The organism is Nitriliruptor alkaliphilus DSM 45188 (genome assembly GCF_000969705.1).
Classification (GTDB): domain Bacteria; phylum Actinomycetota; class Nitriliruptoria; order Nitriliruptorales; family Nitriliruptoraceae; genus Nitriliruptor; species Nitriliruptor alkaliphilus.
This window is the reverse complement of record NZ_KQ033901.1, coordinates 4480780-4498440: the sequence shown is the minus strand read 5'-3', so window position 1 is coordinate 4498440 and position 17661 is coordinate 4480780. Positions and strand designations below refer to the sequence as shown.

Annotated in this window: 17 protein-coding genes, 1 tRNA gene, 1 other RNA gene and 1 pseudogene; 12 read left to right on the top strand and 8 right to left on the bottom strand. The window is 72.9% G+C overall.

Features of this window, described 5'->3' with window-relative positions; all coding sequences use genetic code 11:
* The first annotated feature begins 146 nt into the window (after nt 1–146).
* The 5 genes from NITAL_RS20765 to guaB all read left to right on the top strand — a co-directional run bounded on the left by NITAL_RS20765 (nt 147) and on the right by guaB (nt 5475).
* Nucleotides 147–1172 carry a hypothetical protein gene (locus tag NITAL_RS20765; RefSeq protein WP_052668233.1) on the top strand — a complete coding sequence of 342 codons (1026 nt, stop codon included), beginning with the start codon at nt 147–149 and terminating at the stop codon, nt 1170–1172.
* Between the two features lie 78 nt (nt 1173–1250).
* A complete protein-coding gene (locus NITAL_RS20760) occupies nt 1251–2525 on the top strand; it encodes a DNA recombination protein RmuC (RefSeq protein WP_052668231.1) in 1275 nt (424 codons plus the stop codon).
* Entirely contained in the window at nt 2525–3394 is an 870-nt protein-coding gene (locus NITAL_RS20755) for a 5-formyltetrahydrofolate cyclo-ligase (protein WP_083441838.1), read from the top strand. Before NITAL_RS20760 ends, NITAL_RS20755 begins: the two co-directional genes overlap by 1 nt.
* Nucleotides 3391–3858, top strand: coding sequence for a peroxiredoxin (locus NITAL_RS20750; RefSeq protein ID WP_052668230.1), 468 nt, complete (start codon nt 3391–3393; stop codon nt 3856–3858). Before NITAL_RS20755 ends, NITAL_RS20750 begins: the two co-directional genes overlap by 4 nt.
* A gap of 114 nt (nt 3859–3972) precedes the next feature.
* Nucleotides 3973–5475, top strand: a complete 1503-nt coding sequence (gene guaB, locus NITAL_RS20745; protein WP_052668228.1) for an IMP dehydrogenase — start codon at nt 3973–3975, stop codon at nt 5473–5475.
* On the opposite strand, the gene NITAL_RS28220 is transcribed toward guaB, so the two are convergent.
* The 3 genes from NITAL_RS28220 to NITAL_RS20730 are packed head-to-tail and all read right to left on the bottom strand — an operon-like array spanning nt 5451 to nt 6929.
* The gene (locus NITAL_RS28220; RefSeq protein ID WP_211262559.1) at nt 5451–5735 is read right to left on the bottom strand and encodes a C1orf53 family protein; all 285 of its coding nucleotides are present in this window, start codon (nt 5733–5735) and stop codon (nt 5451–5453) included. The genes guaB and NITAL_RS28220 overlap by 25 nt on opposite strands.
* A 1-nt stretch (nt 5736) precedes the next feature.
* Complete coding sequence (locus NITAL_RS20735) at nt 5737–6636, bottom strand: HAD family hydrolase (protein WP_052668227.1); 900 nt, start codon at nt 6634–6636, stop codon at nt 5737–5739.
* A complete protein-coding gene (locus NITAL_RS20730; RefSeq protein ID WP_052668225.1) occupies nt 6633–6929 on the bottom strand; it encodes a DUF3467 domain-containing protein in 297 nt (98 codons plus the stop codon). The genes NITAL_RS20735 and NITAL_RS20730 overlap by 4 nt, the downstream gene beginning before the upstream one ends.
* A gap of 133 nt (nt 6930–7062) precedes the next feature.
* Between NITAL_RS20730 and NITAL_RS20725 the strand changes: the two genes are divergently transcribed.
* Entirely contained in the window at nt 7063–8613 is a 1551-nt protein-coding gene (locus NITAL_RS20725; protein ID WP_052668224.1) for a hypothetical protein, read from the top strand.
* Between the two features lie 22 nt (nt 8614–8635).
* Here NITAL_RS20725 and NITAL_RS20720 read toward each other — a convergent pair.
* Nucleotides 8636–8709: transfer RNA gene (locus NITAL_RS20720), tRNA-Val, on the bottom strand.
* 56 nt (nt 8710–8765) lie between these two features.
* Between NITAL_RS20720 and NITAL_RS20715 the strand changes: the two genes are divergently transcribed.
* Both NITAL_RS20715 and NITAL_RS20710 read left to right on the top strand, forming a co-directional pair.
* Entirely contained in the window at nt 8766–9884 is a 1119-nt protein-coding gene (locus NITAL_RS20715) for a Nif3-like dinuclear metal center hexameric protein (RefSeq protein WP_052668222.1), read from the top strand.
* Nucleotides 9885–9886: 2 nt separating this feature from the next.
* Nucleotides 9887–10615, top strand: coding sequence for a zinc ribbon domain-containing protein (locus tag NITAL_RS20710; protein ID WP_157042001.1), 729 nt, complete (start codon nt 9887–9889; stop codon nt 10613–10615).
* A 15-nt stretch (nt 10616–10630) separates the two neighbouring features.
* Here the strand turns inward: NITAL_RS20710 and NITAL_RS20705 are convergent, their stop codons facing one another.
* The 3 genes from NITAL_RS20705 to NITAL_RS20695 form a co-directional block, all read right to left on the bottom strand.
* Nucleotides 10631–11494 (bottom strand): GGDEF domain-containing protein, encoded by an 864-nt coding sequence (locus tag NITAL_RS20705; RefSeq protein WP_052668219.1) that lies wholly within the window; start codon nt 11492–11494, stop codon nt 10631–10633.
* A 64-nt stretch (nt 11495–11558) separates the two neighbouring features.
* Nucleotides 11559–12455 carry a trehalose-phosphatase gene (gene otsB / locus NITAL_RS20700; RefSeq protein ID WP_052668218.1) on the bottom strand — a complete coding sequence of 299 codons (897 nt, stop codon included), beginning with the start codon at nt 12453–12455 and terminating at the stop codon, nt 11559–11561.
* A 1-nt stretch (nt 12456) separates the two neighbouring features.
* A complete protein-coding gene (locus NITAL_RS20695; protein WP_052668216.1) occupies nt 12457–13902 on the bottom strand; it encodes an alpha,alpha-trehalose-phosphate synthase (UDP-forming) in 1446 nt (481 codons plus the stop codon).
* A gap of 331 nt (nt 13903–14233) precedes the next feature.
* Here NITAL_RS20695 and NITAL_RS20690 point away from each other — a divergent pair, with 331 nt between their 5' ends.
* Nucleotides 14234–14647, top strand: a complete 414-nt coding sequence (locus tag NITAL_RS20690; RefSeq protein ID WP_052668215.1) for an LIC_13387 family protein — start codon at nt 14234–14236, stop codon at nt 14645–14647.
* Nucleotides 14648–14710: 63 nt separating this feature from the next.
* Nucleotides 14711–15149, top strand: an RNA gene (rnpB, locus tag NITAL_RS26080) — RNase P RNA component class A.
* Nucleotides 15150–15182: 33 nt separating this feature from the next.
* Here the strand turns inward: rnpB and NITAL_RS20685 are convergent.
* Nucleotides 15183–15488 (bottom strand): hypothetical protein, encoded by a 306-nt coding sequence (locus NITAL_RS20685; protein WP_052668213.1) that lies wholly within the window; start codon nt 15486–15488, stop codon nt 15183–15185.
* Nucleotides 15489–15665: 177 nt separating this feature from the next.
* On the opposite strand from NITAL_RS20685, the gene NITAL_RS20680 reads away from it, so the two are divergent.
* Both NITAL_RS20680 and NITAL_RS20675 read left to right on the top strand, forming a co-directional pair.
* Entirely contained in the window at nt 15666–16451 is a 786-nt protein-coding gene (locus NITAL_RS20680) for a maleylpyruvate isomerase N-terminal domain-containing protein (RefSeq protein ID WP_052668211.1), read from the top strand.
* A 69-nt stretch (nt 16452–16520) separates the two neighbouring features.
* Nucleotides 16521–17654 (top strand): annotated as a pseudogene (locus NITAL_RS20675) (amidase); the annotation flags it as partial.
* Nucleotides 17655–17661 lie beyond the last annotated feature (7 nt).

Here is a 17661-nt window from a genome sequence, read left to right as displayed (position 1 = left end):
CCGGGATCGGCACGGAGCCTACGGGAGTGGGCTCCGTGGTCGCTGAAGGATGGTCCCGCGCCGCTGGCGCGGTCACGCTCCGCATGGAGACGGCGTCGCGAGGTGCCGGTTCGTAGGCTGCGGACAGGCGATCGCGAGGAGATCACGTGCCGGAGGTACCGCCACCACCCGGCGTGCCCCTGTACGGCCTGTTGGCTGGCGCGACACCACCGTTCGGCGATCTCGCGCTCCCCGACGAGCCGCTCACCGACGGTCCTGGGGCCGGACGCCGGACGCGGTTCGCCGCGGGTGCGGCGGATGCCATCGTGTCGCGTACGACCCGTCGGGACGCGGCCGCCCAGGAACGCGCCGCAGCGCCGATCGTCGCCGCGCTGGTCGCGGCGGGGCGCTCGTCATCGCCCGACACCTGGTGGGCCCTACACGACCTCGCCGGTGACACGGCGACCCTCGACCACGTCGACGCCACGCTCGCAACGCTCACCACGGGGCAGCACGTCCCTGCGGCCACCGTGTGGGAGCTCGGCTGGTGGCTCGCGACCCGAGGGAGCCGTCGGGAGGCCGTCAAGCTCGGTATCGCGTTGCTGGGGCTGACGGCCGTCGGCACCGAGGCGGACCACCTCCACGTCCTCGGGAGCCACGAGGAGCTGACCCTGTACGTGGCGCTGGCGTTCTCCCGCGGTTTCGCCGATGCCGACGATCATCTCTGGGCACTGGCTCGCGACACGCGAGGGTGGGGGCGGATCTGGGCCGTCGAGCAACTCAGCCCCTCGATGGATCCGGTCATCGCGGCGTGGCTGCTGCGGGACGGGTACCACAACACCGTCGACATCGCGGAGACGGCCGCTCACGTCGTCGATGTGGCTGACCTCGCTGGTGCGCTCGAGGGTGAGGACGACGAGGCGTTGCTCGACGGTGCGGCGGAGCTGCTCACGGCCCTGTGCCGCCTCGACGGTCCCCACGCGGACCTCCGCGACGTGGCGGACGGGGGCGGGATGGTGCTGCGCTTCCTCGAACGCGTCGGGACGCGCGCCCCCACCGAGGTGCGGCGGCGCGCTGTCGCTGCCATCGCGGAGGTCGATGTCGCGTTCGCGTCGGGCGGCGCCCCCCCGAGCTGGACCCCCGAGGTCAGCGCGGACGTCGCGGCGCGGACCCGGTCGCTGCTCGGCCGCTGAGGATGCGCGGGGTCGCCTCCTCGGACGTGTCACACGCCGCTCCTACGGTGCGTGACGCACCCACCGAGGAGACCCACCGTGACGACCCTGCTCGCGATCGTCCTGGCCGTCCTGGCCGCCGCGGTCGTCGGTCTCGTGTCTGCGCTCTGGGCGGCCCGATCGCAGCGTGAGCAGTCGGCGGCGCTTGCCGCGACCCTGCGTGACGAGCTCGCCGTCCAGCAGCAGCTCACCGCGGACCAGCAGCACCTGGCCGCGGAACGGGCGGCCCAGCGCCACCAGGTCGACCTCCAGCACGCGATCGACACGCTCGTGACGGTCGCGGGGGAGCGGCTCGAGGCGCGGACGGCGTCCAGCGCCGCGGACCTCGACGGCAAGAAGGCGCTCATCGACGCCGAGCTGCAGCGGATGACCGGCACCCTCGGCCACGTCACCGAGCTGGTGCAGAAGCTCGAGGCGGAACGTTCGCAGCAGCTCGGCCAGGTGCGCGAGCAGCTCGCCGGCGTGACCCAGACCCACGCGCAGCTGCACTCGACGACGGCGGCGCTCCGTGAGGCGCTGACCTCGTCGCAGGCTCGCGGCCAGTGGGGCGAGCGCATGGCCGAGGACGTGCTCCGGGCGGCGGGCTTCAAGCACGGGGTGAACTACGTCACACAGCGCACCCTGCCGAGCGGCGCCCGGCCCGACGTCAGCTTCCTGCTGCCGGGTGACCTCGAGCTCCACATGGACGTGAAGTTCCCGCTCGCTAACTACCTCGCGATGCTCGAGTGCACCGGCGACGCGGACCGCGAGGCGTGCCGCAAGGCGTTCCTGCGCGACGTCCGGGCGCGCGTCAAGGAGCTGGCCACCCGCGGGTACGTGGACCGCGCGGCCGGGACGGTCGACTGCGTCCTGCTGTTCCTGCCCAACGAGCAGGTCTACGGCTACGTGCACGAGCAGGACGCCGGGCTGCTCGACGAGGCGCTGCGCCAGGACGTGGTGCTGTGCTCGCCGAGCACGCTGTTCGCCGTGCTCGCCGTCATCCGCCAGTCGTGCGACACGGTGTCGCTGCAGCGCACCTCGGACGAGATCCTCGGGTTGCTGGCCGGGTTCGGTGACCAGTGGGGTCGCTACACCGAGGAGGTCGACAAGCTCGGCCGCCAGCTCGAGACGGTCAGCCGCACCTTCGAGAACGTCAACGGCACCCGGCGACGGCAGCTCGAGAAGCAGCTCGACCAGGTCGAGGTCGTCCGCGAACGCCGCGGGGTCGAGTCGGTGATCGTCGGTGAGGAGCGCCCACGGCTGCTGCAGCTGCGGTCAGGGGCCGACGGTGACGACGACGGTCCGGACGTGCTGCCCGCCGTGTCGTCCGGTTGATGGCTGGCGGGCCACCGGTGAGGGGTGGGCGCGGCGGCCGCGGCCACCGGAGGCACGACGCGGACGCCGGCGGGGACGCCGAGCTGCTGGCGCGCAAGGCCACGCTGCGGACCGAGGTCTGGGACCGACTCGAGGTGCCCGGGGTGGCGCGCTTCCCCGGACCTCGGCACCGCATCCCCAACTTCGTCGGCGCCGAGGCCGCGGCCGAAGCTCTGCGCGACACGGCTGCCTGGCGGGCGGCACGGACGGTCAAGGCCAACCCGGACAGCCCGCAGTGGCCGGTGCGTCAGCGTGCGTTGGAGGACGGCAAGACGGTCTACATGGCCGTTCCTCGCCTGGCCGACGACGATCCGTTCTTCCTGCTCGATCCGGATCACCTCGCGGACACGCCGCGCCGGTCGTCGTCGATCAAGGGTGCGTCGGGCTCCGCACGGACCGTCGCCGTCGACGACCTCGAACCGGTGGATCTGGTCGTGACGGGCTGCGTGGCGGTGACCGAGGACGGCGTGCGCCTCGGGAAGGGCGGCGGGTTCGCGGACCTCGAGTTCGCGCTCGCCTCCGAGGCCGGGATGATCGACGACCGCACGATCGTGGCGACCACGGTGCACGAGCTCCAGGTGCTGCCCGCGGGAGCGGTCCCGGTGGCCGCCCACGACGTCCGTGTCGATCTCATCGTGACCCCCGACCGGGTCATCGAGGTCGCACGCGGCCGCCCGCGGCCCGTCGGCCGCATCCGGTGGCAGGAGCTGACCGCCGAGAAGATCGCCGCCATCCCCCTGCTCGCGCGGCTCGCCGCCGACCGTCTACCTTCCAGCCCCGCCCGCGGCCCGTCACCTGACCGGGCCCCCGACCGCGAGGACCACCCGTGAGTGTCGAGATCGGCGATGTCGCCCCGGACTTCGAACTGAAGGACCAGACCGGACAGCCCGTCCGGCTGTCGGACTACCGCGGCAAGAAGGCCGTCGTGCTCGTCTTCTACCCGCTCACCTTCACCGGGACGTGCGAGTCCGAGATGTGCGGCATCCGCGACAGCATCGAGGCGTTCCGCAACGACGAGGTCGAGACGTTGGCCATCTCGGTCGACTCGCCGCCCGCCCACCAGCGGTGGGCCACCGAGCAGGGCTTCGACTTCCCGCTGCTGTCGGACTTCTGGCCGCACGGCGAGGTCGCCGCGACCTACGGGGTCTTCGAGGAGATGCTCGGGATCGCCGCGCGCGCGACCTTCGTCATCGACCGCGAGGGGAAGGTGGTCTACACCGACCGTAACCCCATCCCCGAGGCCCGCGACCAGGAGAAGTGGAAGATGGCCCTCGCCGAGATCGGCGTCGCCTGACCAGGCGCCCGAGCGGTCGCCTGAGCGCTCGCCGCCGTGACGAGGTGAGCGACCACCGTCCCCGCCCGTCGCGGCGGTACCGTGGGGTCCCGTCGACCCACCCGGAGGGTGCCCGTGTCCGGTACCGAGCAGATCGCAGAAGCGCTCAGCTACGACGACGTGCTGCTCGTGCCCCAGGCGTCGGCCGTGCTGCCGCGTGACGTGTCGGTGTCCACGACGCTGCACCCGTCCCTGCGGCTGCGCCTGCCGCTGCTGTCGGCCGCGATGGACAAGGTCACCGAGGCGGAGATGGCGATCGCCATGGCTCGCCAGGGCGGCCTCGGGGTCGTCCACAAGAACGCGTCCGTGGCCGAACAGGCGGCGATGGTCGAGGCGGTCAAGCGGTCCGAGTCCGGGTTCATCCTGGACCCGGTCACCCTCCGCCGCGACGACCCGGTCGCCCGGGCGTTCGAGCTGATGTCCACCTACCGGGTCTCGGGCTTCCCCGTCGTCGACGGTGATTGTCGGCTCGTGGGGATCGTCACCAACCGCGATCTGCGCATCGGCGCCGACCCCGACCGGCCGGTCAGCGACTACATGACCTCCGAGGGGCTGATCACCGCCGCGCCGGGCACCACCCTCGACAGCGCCCGCGACCTGATGCAGCAGCACCGCAAGGAGAAGCTGCCGATCGTCGATGCCGAGGGCCGGCTCACCGGCATGTTCACCTTCAAGGACATCGAGAAGGTCCGCACCTACCCGAACGCTGCCAAGGACGCCCGAGGCCGGCTGCTGTGCGCCGCGGCGGTGGGTGTCGGACCCGAGGGCGAGGATCGGGCCGAGGCCCTGGTCGAGGCCGGTGTCGACCTGCTGGCGATCGACTCCGCGCACGGCCACTCGGCGGGCATCCTCGAGTTCGCCGCCAAGCTCAAGGACCGCCACCCGGACACCCCGCTGATGCTCGGCAACGTGGTCACCGCCGAGGCGGTCCGCGCGTGCGCCGACCACGGCGCCGACGTGGTCAAGGTCGGGGTCGGACCCGGATCGATCTGCACCACCCGTGTGGTGACCGGTGTCGGGATGCCGCAGTTCAGCGCCGTGGCCGACTGTGCCCGCGCCGGGCAGGAGGTCGGCGTCGCCACCATCGCCGATGGTGGCATCCGGTTCTCCGGCGACATCGTCAAGGCCCTGGCGGCCGGGGCGACCGCCGTCATGGTGGGCAACATCCTGGCCGGGACCGACGAGTCGCCGGGCGAGCCCGTGCTGGTCGGTGGGCGGCGCTACAAGGAGTACCGGGGGATGGGCTCGCTCGACGCGATGCGCGCCGGGTCGGCCGACCGCTACTTCCAGAACGAGAAGCTCGCCGGCAGCGGCGAGGAAGCCCGCCAGCCCTCCAAGCTCGTTCCCGAGGGCGTCTCGGGTCTGCTGCCCTACCGGGGTGCGGTCAGCGAGGTGGTCGCCCAGCTCGAGGGCGGCCTGCGCTCGGGCATGGGGTACGTCGGCGCGGCGACGCTCCCGGACCTGGTCTCCCGTGCCCGGTTCGTGCGCCAGACCGGTGCGGGTACGCGCGAGAGCCACGTCCACGACGTGGACGTGGTCCACGAGGCGCCGAACTACTCGGTCCCGCGCTCGGGCTGACCGGGCACGGGCCGGCCGTCCAGCCCGGCCCGCTCACCGTCCTCGAACGGGCAGTGGCGGCAGCCCGAGTGGCAGCAGTCGCCCCGGTCCCAGAGCGTCTGGGCGGTGAAGACGAAGTAGCCCGTCGAGGGGTCGATGTACCCGTCGTCGTCGCGCTGGATGGCTGCCTCGTGCGCCGCGACGATGGCCGCGTGGTCCGTCCGGCGGGGGTCGAGCCGCTCGGTCAGCGGGACCCGGCGGCCCCGCGGCACCGGGTCCACGTCAGCGCCAGGCGAGGCACGCATCGAGCGCGACCGCCACACCGTGGGCGTCGACCGCCGGCACCACCAGGTGGGCAGCATCGCGGATCTCGTCGGCGGCCTGCCCCATGGCGATCGCGGTGCCCGCCACCGCGAGCATCGACAGGTCGTTGGCCTCGTCGCCGATGGCGACCACGTCGCTCATCGCGACCCCGAGGTGCGCGGCAGCACGGACCAGGGCCCGCCCCTTGTCGGCCTCGGGGTGGGTGGCGTTGACGTAGAGCAGCTCCGGGGTGCGTGGCGATCCGGCCGCGCCGGCGAGCAACCCGGCGTCCGAGATCGCCTCGAGCAGGGTGGGGACCGCGTCGCGGTCGAAGACGGCGAAGGTGGCCTTCAGCACCGGGGCGCCGTCGAGGTCCGCCGAGGACCGGATCACGCCGCTCGGTTCCCGCCCGAGGATGCCCCAGTGCGGGCGTGCGCGTTCGTCCCAGCGTGAGGCCAGGAAGCCGTCCTCGGGGTAGATCTCGACGTACAGGTCGTCACGACCCGCCGCGATCGCCAACAGCGCGTCGATCTGCGCCGGTTCGAGGGTCCAGGCCGCGACGGTCCGCCCGTCGGCCCGGACCTCCGCGCCGTTGTGCAGCACGTGGGGGCCGCGCGCGTGGAGCTGCGCCTGGAGCGCGTCGACGGCCCCGCGCATCCGGCCCGTCGCGAAACCGACCCGCAACCCGGCCGACTGGGCCCGGTCGACGGCGGCGACGACCTCGTCGCTGGCGTCGGCGCTCGGACCGACGAGCGTGCCGTCCACGTCGCACACCACGAAGGCCGGTGACGGGGGCCGCCAGTCACCGAAGCGCCCGCCCGGCTCGATGCCCTCGGGGAGGCTCACCGTCGCCGGTGGCGCCGTGACACCGTCGGTCATCCGAGGGCCTTGACCGAGCCGAAGCGGTCCTCGTACCCGGACAGGTTGGTGTTCAGGGCGTTGAGGACGCGCCCGACCATGGTCGGGGCGATGCGCACCCGCGACACCACCTCGGCGTTGACCTTGCCGGCCTCCTTGGCCGGCAGGAGCTGGCAGAAGTCGAGCGTGAACTCGTGCGGGGAGTGCGAGACGACCAGGAAGTTGGCGTACTCGCCGTGCTTGGCCTCGTCGGGCACCACCACCTGGACCTGCGGCTGCTGACGGGCGGGTTCGGGCGTCGGCTGGTCGCTCACGCGCAGCTCCGTGACGTCGGGGAGGGGTCGCATGGAGGCTAGCGACCGGTGTCCGTCCCGCTCGGGGCACGCACGCCGCCGCTAGGTTCGCTGCCACCTGCCAGTACCAGCCCCGACCCGTGAGTCGTCCCTGATGCGTTCCGCCCTCGGTTCCCTCGCCACCGACGTCGACGCGGCGATCGCCGATGCCCTCGCGTTGATCCCCCGCCTCACGGCCCGGGATCACACCGTGTGGCAGCAGGACCCGACGGAGGTCGCCGACCGGCTCGGCTGGCTGGACGCCCCGCAACGGGCGGCAAGGGACCTCGACCACCTCCGTGAGGTGGCCGCGGGACTGGTCGCCGACGGGATCACCGACGTGGTCCTGACCGGGATGGGCGGCTCGTCGCTGTACCCCGAGGTGCTCGCGACCACGTTCGGCGCGGCGCCGGACCACCCGCGGCTCCACGTGCTCGACTCGACCGATCCTGGTGCGGTGCTGGCGCTCGAGCGCCAGGTCCCGTGGTCGGCCACCGTCGTGGTCGCGGCGTCGAAGTCCGGGACGACGGTCGAGACCAGGTCCCACCTGGCTCGGTTCCGGGCGCGTCTGCGTGACACCCACGGCGACGCGGCACCCCGGTACCTGATCGCGATCACCGATCCGGGCAGCGACCTCGACGCCGAGGCGGTGGACGCGGGCTTCCGTGCCGTCGTGCACGGTCAGCCGGACGTCGGTGGCCGCTTCAGCGCCCTGACCCCGTTCGGTCTGCTCCCGGCCGCCATCCTCGGCCTCGACCTGGAGGCCCACCTCGCACCGGCGGCTGAGCTGCTGGAGGCGGTGAGCTCGACCGATCCGGACCGCAACACCCCCGTGGTGCTCGGTGCGGTGCTCGCCGCTGCGGCCCGCCGCGGACGCGACAAGCTGACCCTGCTGCTGCCCGACGAGGTGGCGGCCTTCGGCGGCTGGGTCGAGCAGCTGGTGGCGGAGTCCACCGGCAAGCACGGCATGGGCATCGTGCCGGTGCTCGACGAGGACGCCGCCACCCTGGTCGATCGGCTGGGCGACGACCGTCTGGTGGTCGCGCTGGGTGATCGCAAGCACAGCGACGGCCTCGCGGCCGCCGGCGCACCGGTGGTGCAGCTGCCGTGGGACGGTCCGGGTCAGCTCGGCGCCGAGGTCGTGCGCTGGGAGGTGGCCACGGCCATCGCCGGCGCGCTGCTCGGGCTCAACCCCTTCGACCAGCCGGACGTGCAGTCGGCGAAGGCGGCCACGTCGGCGGTCCTCGCCGCCGCGGGTGGCGGTGACGTGTCGTTGCCGGAGACCGGCGAGGCGGCCGAGGTCCTCGGGGCGGTCGAGCCGGGCGGCTACCTCGGTCTGCTCGCGTTCGTCACCCCCGGTGGCGAGGACGAGGATCGCGTGCGAGCCGCGGCGCAGCGGCTGGCCACACGCCTGAAGGTGCCGGTCACGGTGGGTACCGGTCCGCGTTACCTGCACTCGACGGGGCAGCTCCACAAGGGCGGACCGAACGCAGCCGGCTTCCTCGTGGTCGTCGGGGACGATCCGGAGGACGCCGAGGTCCCCGGCGCGACCTACTCGTTCTCGCAGCTCAAGCGCGCCCAGGCCGCCGGCGACATCCAGGCGCTACGCGCGGCCGGTCGGCGGGTGGCCCGCCTCTCGCCGGCCCAGGTGCGCGACCTCAGCTGACGCGCCGAAGGGGCCGGACCGGTGGGCGGTGAGGGGCTCGAACCCCCGACCTCCTCGGTGTAAACGAGGCGCTCTGGCCAGCTGAGCTAACCGCCCGGGGCGCGCAACCTAGCCGCGTAGGCTGCCGGACCCGCGAGCGAAGGACCGCACCTGTGCCTGAGACCGTCGGTGACTGGTTGACGCTGATCCACGAGCGCTACCCGCCCGCGGAGGCCGCGTCGTGGGACCACGTCGGGCTCCAGGTGGGCGACCCGGCCTGGGACGTCACGCGGGTGCTGGTGTGCCTCGACGTCACGGGGGACGTGATCCGCGAGGCCGCGCAGGTCGCGGGCACGCTCGTGCTCGCCCACCACCCGCTCCTGTTCCGGCCGCTGGCCAGCCTCACCCCGGGCACCGCGTCGGGGCGGACGGCGCTGCTGGCCGCGACCGAGCGCGTACCCGTCGTCGCCGCACACACCAACCTCGACGTCGCCCGGGACGGTGCGGGGACGTCCGATCCGGTGGCCGAGGCGCTGTCGCTGACCGATCGTCGCCCCCTCACCACCGAGCTGCGCGACAGCGAGCGCTGCAAGCTGGTCACCTTCGTCCCGGAATCGCACGTCGATCCGGTGCTCGACGCCCTGGCGGCGGCCGGCGCCGGCACGATCGGCGACTACGAGCGGTGCGCCTTCCGTGTGGCCGGCCAGGGCACCTTCCGGCCGGGCCCGGCCGCGACGCCGTTCAGCGGGGAGGTGGGGCAGGTCGCGCTCGAGGACGAGGTACGCCTCGAGATGGAGGTGCCCCGGCGAGGGGTCGGAGCGGCGGTGCGGGCGCTGCTGGCGGCGCACCCCTACGAGGAGGTCGCCTACGACCTGCTGCCGATGTTGACGGGCGCGACGGTCGGGTTCGGTGTCGTCGGCTCACTGCCGGGGCCGCTGGCCCTGTCGGAGGTGGCCGCAGCCCTGCGCGATCGCCTGCCGGCACCCCATCTGCGCGTCGCGGGGGACCCGGACCGGGTCGTGCGGACCGTCGCCGCGGTGGGTGGAGCCGGCGATGGCCTGATCGGTGCCGCGCTCGCTGCCGGCGTCGACGTGTACGTCACCGGCGACCTGCGCCACCACGTCACCCTCGACGCGGTCGAGCAGGGGCTGGCCCTGATCGACGCCGGACACCACGCCACGGAGGTGGCGGCGCTGCCCCACTGGATTGCAGCGCTGACCGACGCGGCGTCGCGACGGGGCCTCGCTGCCCCGGTGGTAGCGTCGAACACCCCGACCGTCCCGTGGAGGTGAAGGTGCCGGAGTCCCCGAGCGATGCCGTGCTGGACCGGCTCCTCGCCCTGCAGGCGGCCGACCACCACGTCCGCAAGGTGGAGCACCGTCTTGACGCGCTGCCCGAGCAGCAGCAGCTCGACGAGGCCGTCGCCCGCGTCGCCGACCTCGAGCGGCAGCTCGAGGAGCTGTCGAGCAAGCTCGAGCGCGCCAACACCGAACAGCGCACCCTCGAACGCGACATCGAGACGCTCGGCAACCGTCGTGATGCCGAGCGGGTCCGTCTGTACGACGGCACGGTCACGAACCAACGTGAGATGTCCTCGGTCGAGGCCGAGATCGAATCGACCGAGCGACGCCTCGAGGAGCACGAGGAGGACCTCCTGGTGGTGATGCAGACCGTCGAGGACCTCGAGCGCAGGTGGAGCACCGTCGACACCGATCTGGTCGCGGCCCGGGCCCGTGCCCGTGGCGCCGAGGAGGCGCGCGACGAGGTCGCCAAGGCCCTGCTCGCTGAGCTCGGCGAGGCGAAGGCCGACCGCGACCGCGAGGCTGCCGAGCTGCCCGACGACCTGCTCGGACGCTACGAGGCCGCCGCGGCGCGAGGCGGCGGGACCGGCGTCGGCCAGCTCGACGGACTGGCCTGCTCGGCGTGCCGCATCGAGATGTCGCGCGCGGACGTCGACGAGCTCTACAAGGGCGGCACGCTCACGACCTGTCCGCAGTGCCGGCGTCTGCTCGTGGTGCGCTGACCGCTACCCGGCCGGTCACGCCTGACCGACCTCGTCGAGCCCGGCGGCCTTGGCGCGGTCCTTGGCACGATCGGCGGCGCGCAGCAGCGCCACGGCGTCGTCGGCGTCCTCCGGCCACCGGGCGATGCCGTAGGCGGCGTGCACCTCGAACGCCTCGCCGTCGGGCAGCGTGACGTTCTCGTGGCCGAGCCTGGCGATCACGTCCTTGACGACCGCCCGGCAGCGCTCGCGGTCCTCACCGACGAGCAACACACCGATCTCGTCGCTGCCGAGACGCGAGGCCGCCGCGTCGTTGCCCGTCGCGCGGCGCAGGACGTGGGCGAGGACACGGACGGCCTCGGTCCCGGTCGGGTGGCCGTAGGTATCGTTGAGGCGACGCATCCCACGGATGTCGGCCAGGAGGATCGAGAACGGGGTCCCGTCGGCCCGGAGGCGGTCGACCTCGTCGTAGAACACGCGCACGTTGAGCAACCCGGTGACCGGATCCTGGCTGATCGCCTGGTGCAGCGCACGGTCGCGCTGCCGCTCGAGCTGGGCCCCCGCCGCGCCAGCCAGGGCGAGGAACGGCAGCACGGTGCTGCGCACGAGCAGCCCGAGCACCTCGTCGCCCCGCAGCCCGTCCGCCACGTCGATGCCGAGGTGGCCGAACACCGCGACCCCCGCGATGGTGAGCGCCAGCCGGGTCCCGACGGCGATGCCGGCCACGAAGGCGACCGGCGCCGCGAGCCACGCCGCGCCGGGATCGACGACGGCGTGAGCGGCGAAGGACAGCGCCAACCCACCGCCGAGCACGAGCGCTCGGGTGGTGCGGTCCTCGAGCTGCACGACCATGCGCTCCAGGCCTGCACGCGTGCGCGTGACTGCCGTCGGGCGTCCCACGTCTCACCTCGTCCTCACCGCTCGTGAGCGGTGCTCGTCGTCCGGCACGGTGGCTGGACGGTCCTCATCTTGCCTGGGTTCCCCCGGCGTCCGAAGCATCCCAGGCGGCGCGCGGGGTCCCCACCGACGGGTCGGGGCCGAGAGCATCGCGCACGTCACGCAGGAGCGTGACGACCCGGCCGGGGTCCCGCAATCGGAAGCGCGCGCTGGTCGCCGACGGTAGCTCGTCGATCCTCACCGCTTGGCCTCCGAGTTCGAGCGCGACCTCGAACGCGTCCTCGTCCGTAGTATCGTCACCGAAGACCAGCGGCTTGATGTCCGGACGGCCGGGGAGGAGGTCAGCCCGAGCGGCGGCCCGGTCGAGGATCCACCGGAGGGCGACGCCCTTGTCGGTCCCGCGCACCCGCAGTTCGACGACCGCCTTGCCGTCGAGCACCACGAAGCCGGGCGCAGAACTGGTGGCACCCTCCAGCGCGCGTCGGACCTCGGGGAGGATCCGGTCGACCTCCGTCGGGGTGACCCGTCGGTGGTGGACCGCGACGGAGGTCGCCTTGCGCTCCACGATCCACCCCGCGGTCTCGTCGACGAGGGGACGGATCGTGGCTTCGACCTCGTCCAGCGCTGCCGTCGCGGCATCCAGGTCGGTCAGTGCGGTGCGGGTGCCGTCCGGGTGCCGTGCCTCGCTGCCGTGACCGCCGACCAGCAGCACCCCGGGCGGGGTGCGGCCGAGCCTCGCGACCAGGTCGTCGAGCGCGCGACCCGACAGCAACGCGACCTCGCAGACCCGGGCGAGGTCCTCGATCGCCTCGATCGCTCCGGGTGCCGGTGCCGCGCGGTCAGGGTGGTCCACGATGGGTGCCAGGGTCCCGTCGAAGTCGATGACCACGGTCCACCGGCGTGGGTCGCCGATGCTGCGACGCAGCGCCTCCAGGTCGTCGTCCTCCGGTGCCGCCGCGGTCACGTCAGATGCCTCCGTGCCCGCGTTCGATGGCCGCGAGCTCGTCGGCCACCCAGCGGTAGACGTCCCGCTCGCGGACCGCCTCGGCCATCGCCTGGATCCGCCGGCGACGTTCGGTTTCCGGGAGCTCGAGCGCGGAGGCGAGCAGGTAGCTGAGGCCCTCGACGTCGAACGGGTTGCAGCGCACCGCCTGCTCCCCGAACTCCAGGATCGCGCCCGCGAACTCGCTCAGCAGCAGTGCACCGGCCTCGTCGCCGGCGGCCTGGCAGGTGACGAACTCCTTGGCGACGAGGTTCATGCCGTCCTTGAGCGGGGTGACGCACATCACGTCGGCGAGCCGGTAGTAGGCCGCGAGCTGCTCGCGCGACACCCCACGGTAGAAGTAGTGGACCGGCACGTCGTGGCCTGGCTCGGTGAACCGGCCGTTGATGCGTCCGACCTCGGTCTCGACCTCGGTCCGCAGGTCCCGGTACTCCTTGACGTCGTCGCGTGACGGCACCGCGATCTGGACGAAGGCGACCTTGCCGCGCAGGTCCGGTTCGCGTTCGAGCAGCAGCTCGATGGCCTGGAGCCGGTGGCGGATGCCCTTGGTGTAGTCGAGGCGGTCGACGCCGAGCAGCACCCGCCGGCCGGCGAACTGTTCGCGCAGGTCGGCGAGCTCGGCCTCGGTGGCCGCGGAGGTGGCGAGCTCGGCGAACGCATCGGCGTCGATCGAGATCGGGTGGGCCACGCACCGCACGTGGCGGCCGTCGGGCAGCGCGATCGAGTCCCCGAGGGTGGTCACGCCCGGGAAGAGCTGTTGGACCGCCCGCACGAAGTTGTCGCGGTAGCGGACGGTGTGGAAGCCCACGGCGTCGGCAGCGAGCATCCCCTGGAGCAGCTGGTCCCGCCAGGGGAGCCGAGCCACCAGCTCGGGCGGCGGGAAGGGGATGTGGAGGAAGAACCCGACGGGGGTGTCCGCCGTCGACGCCATGTTGCGCAGCATCTCGGGGACGAGCATCAGGTGGTAGTCCTGGATCCACACCAGGGGTTGCTCGTCGTGGTCCTCGCTCTGACGCGCGCGCTCGAGGGCACCGGCGGTGACCTCGGCGAAGGCGCGGTTGACGTCCTGGTAGGTGTGCCACCAGCGTCGGTCGACGACTGGGTCGGCGACCAGGTCGTGGAACAGGGGCCAGACCGTGCGGTTGGAGAACCCGTGGTAGTACCCGCGGACCTGGGCCCGGCTGAGCCCGACGGCGTGCAGGTCGACGTTCAGCCCGTCGACCCGATCCGGGACGCCCGCTGCATCGTCGTCGTAGCCGATCCAGGCTCCGCCGACCTCGTCGACCACGGGTCGCAGCGCGGTCACGAGGCCACCCGCGGAGGCCTGCCAGGTCAACCGGCCGTCGGCCGGATCGGTCGCCCGGGAGACGGGCAGCCGGTTGGCCACGACCACCAGCGGCCGGGTCACGGGGACCGCGTCCCCGGTCGGCGAGCGTCGTCCTGGATCACACGGTCCTCCTGGTCTTTCCTGCAGCGTAGGCGGGCGGCCCGGAGCCCCGTCCGCCGGACTCGGCCGGACGGGTACGACCTCGTCCGGTCGCACCGGACACCGGGCCACCGTCCTCGGCCGCCAGCGACCTGGAGCAGGCGTCCGTCGGGGAAGGTGAGCGTCCCCGCCAGCCGGACCTTCTCCCTGGCGTGGACATCCGCGGGTCGCAGGGTGCGGGTTATACGCTAACGTACAACGCGCGGGGTGGTCCCCCGGCGTCACGACGGCAGGCCCACAGGAGGAGAGCCCCATGGTTGCGCAGATCCTGCTCGCGGCGAGCGCGGGGATCGTGCTGTTCGCCGGCACGCTGCACCTGCACGGCACGTTCTTCGGTGCGGATCTGCGGCCGGAGGATCCGGGGCTGCGGGACCGGATGGAAGCGAGTTCGCCGAACGTCACGAGCCAGGCGACGATGTGGGACGTCTGGATCGGTTTCAACGCGCTCCTGAGCCTCGGCCTGATGCTCTTCGGTCTGCTGTACGGCTACCTCGCCATCGGCCGGTTCCCGGTGCTGCAGGGGTCCGTGTTCCTCATCCTCGTGGGTGTCGGGTTCCTGCTCAGCTCCGTCGTGGTGTGGCACCGCTACACCTACCACCTGCCGGTCCTGGTGTTCTCGGTCGCCCTCATCCTCTACGTCGTCGGTGCTGGCGTGGCCCTGGCCTAGCGAGATGGTTCGAGCTCGTCCCTGGTCGACCACGCGTGGGTGGGTACCCTGGTCGCCGTGGGAGGAGCCGGCGAGGCGGCCGCGTCCGATCCCGGTCACGGGATCGGGTGAGGAAAGTCCGGACTCCACAGGGCAGGGTGCTGGGTAACTCCCAGGCGTGGTGACACGCGGAAAGCGCAACAGAGAGCAGACCGCCCGGTCCGCAGGTCACGCTCCGGCGGGACGCGCGGACCAGGTGAGGGTGAAACGGTGAGGTAAGAGCTCACCAGCGCGGCGGGTGACCGTCGCGGCTAGGCAAGCCCCACCCGGAGCAAGGCCGAGCAGGGACAGGGTGGCTCCGCCCGAAACACGAGCGGCGAGGTCTCGTACCGAGCTGCTCGACGCAGTCCCAGGTGGGCCGCTCGAGGCGTCGGGAGACCGACGCCCCAGATAGATGGTCGCCACCCGCCGCACGGGTAACCAGCGGCGGGGACAGGATCCGGCTTACCCGCCGACTCCTCCCGCACCACCACGCGTTCGAGGGCCGCCGGCCCCATCAGTCGGGGCCGGACCCCTCGAGCGACCCCCGGACCTCGGCGACCTCGGCGCGGACCGCGGCGACCGTCTCGAGCAGTCGCTGCGTGATCCGACCGTTCTCCTCGATCGCGGCGTGCAGCGAGGTCACCTCACGCTCCAACGCTGTCATGACGGCCATGTGCCGCAGCACGTCGAGGACGTCGTCGATCCGTGACTCCATCCCGTCGAGCCGCTCGGCGAGCGCCCGACGTTCACCGCCGCTGATCGACAGCTGTTGCGGGGCGGCCTCGGCGGCGGGCGCGCCCGGTCCGGTGTGGTCGGTCATCGGGCGCGCTCCTCGCGGTCGTCGACCACGACCGTACGCCGCCGCGGGTCGTCGTGGGCTGGTTCCCGGCGCACGGAGCGGGCAGCGCCGCACCGCGTCAGGTTCGGGGCGGCCCGCCCGTCCCGGCGGTAAGCACCGCGGTGCCGGGATGCCGGCCCGCCGACCGGGGGACCATCGATGGACACCGCAACCGCCACCGCCATCGTCGCCGAGGAGAGCGCGCGTTTCCTCCGAGCGTTGCGGCGCACCGACCTCGAGCGGGTCGTGCCGTCCACCCCGGGCTGGAGCGCCGCCGACCTGGCGTGGCACCTCGCGGAGGTCCAGTGGTTCTGGGGCGCCGTCGTGGCCGACCTCCTCGACGACGTGGAACCGCTCGTGGAGCCCGAACGCCCCACGTCGGACCGCGAGCTGCTGGCCACGGTCGCCCGGCGCAGCGCCGACCTCGTGACGGCGCTCGAACGCCGCGACGGCAGCGAGGCGTGCTGGTCCTGGTTCGAGGGCGGTGGGCACGTCGGCTGGGTGGCGCGGCGCCAGGCCCACGAGGCCATCATCCACCGCGTCGACGCCGAGCTCGTGGCCGGCGCACCCGTCAGCGACGTCGCGCCCGCGGTCGCGGCCGACGGCATCGACGAGCTGCTGCGCGACATGATCGCCACCCCGAGCTGGGCGAGCTTCCACCCGGACGGGACCGCGGTACGGGTCGATGCCACCGACACCGGCGACAGCTGGGTCCTCGGCTTCGGACGGTTCACGGGGACCTCGCCGGCGACCGGCGAGCGCTACGACCAGGATGTCGCGCGGGTCCTGGAGGACGCCGAGGACGTCGTGGTCGGCACCACGATCAGCGGGGCCGCCTGGGACCTCGACCGGTGGCTCTGGGGCCGGGGACCCGCCGATCCGCTCCGGCTCGGTGGTGACGCGAGCGTGGCGTTCCGGCTGCGCGCGATCGCTGAGGTCGAGTAGCCCTCCGGCCGAGGTACCGGGGACCTCCGCGGGTTAGCGTCCGTAGAGCGTCGACCAGGAGCTCGGGTCACGATGGGCACCAGGTCGTGGTCGGAGTTCGAGTCGCCGCTGGACGAGGCGTCGGTCGCACGGCTGCTCGGCGCCGGCATCGTCCCGCTCGGCAAGACCAACGTGCCCGAGTTCGGCACGATCGGGCACACCGACACCGCCACGTACGGGCGTTGCGCGACCCCGTGGGACACCACCCGCAACGCCGGCGGTTCGTCCGGCGGCGCCGGGGCGGCGCTCGCAGCTGGGCTGTGCATCGTGGCGCAGGGGTCCGACGGTGGCGGCTCGATCCGCATCCCGGCTGCCATCAACGGCCTGGTCGGGCTCAAGCCCTCGCGCGACCGGATCTCCAACGGTCCGGTGCTCGGTGAGCTGGCCTTCGGTCTGGCGACCAGCGGTGCGTTGACCCGGACGGTGGCCGACGCCGCGCTGCTGCTCGACGTGATGTCCGGGTACGAGGTCGGTGACCCCGGCCGGGCGCCCGAACCGGCGAGGCCGTTCCTCCAGGAGGTCGGCGCCGAGGTCGGTCGACTGCGGATCGGGGTGACCCGCCGGGCCCCGTTCACCCCGGACGGGCTGCACCCGACCGTGCACGCCGCCCTCGATCGGACCGTGGCGTTGCTCGAGGAGCTCGGCCACGAGGTCGAACAGGTCGACATCGTGGTGCCCGAGCACCTCGCCGATCTGGTGCTGACGGTCTGGGCCGCGTCCCTCGCCGCTCAGCCGTTCGACCCGGCGACCTTCGAACCGGTCAACTGCTACCTCGGCGAGGTCGGACGGGAACGCAGCGCGGCTGACCTCGCCGCCGCGCAGTTCCAGCTGCAGCTGTGGTGCCGGCAGGCGATCGCGAGCACAGCCCACGTCGATGCCGTGCTCGCACCCGTGCTGACCGGTCCGTCGCGTCCGAACGGGCACTACGAGGGCTGGGACGGCGCCGACGTGTTCGCCGACCAGACCGCCTTCGTCGGCATCACCCCCTTCGCCAACCTCACCGGTCAGCCCGCCATCAGCCTCCCGTTGCACCACGACGACGAGGTCGGCCCCGTCGGGGTGCAGCTGGTCGGACGGCCCTGGGGCGACGCTGGTCTCCTGAGGATCGCGGCCCAGCTCGAGGCGGCGGCGCCCTGGCACACGCGGCGGCCCGACCTCGGTTGAGACAGCC

Bases quoted from the DNA above. Each gene is read 5' to 3' on its own strand.
- NITAL_RS20690 (WP_052668215.1), top strand. From the start codon at position 14,234: ATGGTTGCGCAGATCCTGCTCGCGGCGAGCGCGGGGATCGTGCTGTTC.
- NITAL_RS20725 (WP_052668224.1), top strand. From the start codon at position 7,063: ATGCGTTCCGCCCTCGGTTCCCTCGCCACCGACGTCGACGCGGCGATC.
- NITAL_RS20755 (WP_083441838.1), top strand. From the start codon at position 2,525: ATGGCTGGCGGGCCACCGGTGAGGGGTGGGCGCGGCGGCCGCGGCCAC.
- NITAL_RS20680 (WP_052668211.1), top strand. From the start codon at position 15,666: ATGGACACCGCAACCGCCACCGCCATCGTCGCCGAGGAGAGCGCGCGT.
- NITAL_RS20685 (WP_052668213.1), bottom strand. From the start codon at position 15,488: ATGACCGACCACACCGGACCGGGCGCGCCCGCCGCCGAGGCCGCCCCG.
- NITAL_RS20735 (WP_052668227.1), bottom strand. From the start codon at position 6,636: ATGACCGACGGTGTCACGGCGCCACCGGCGACGGTGAGCCTCCCCGAG.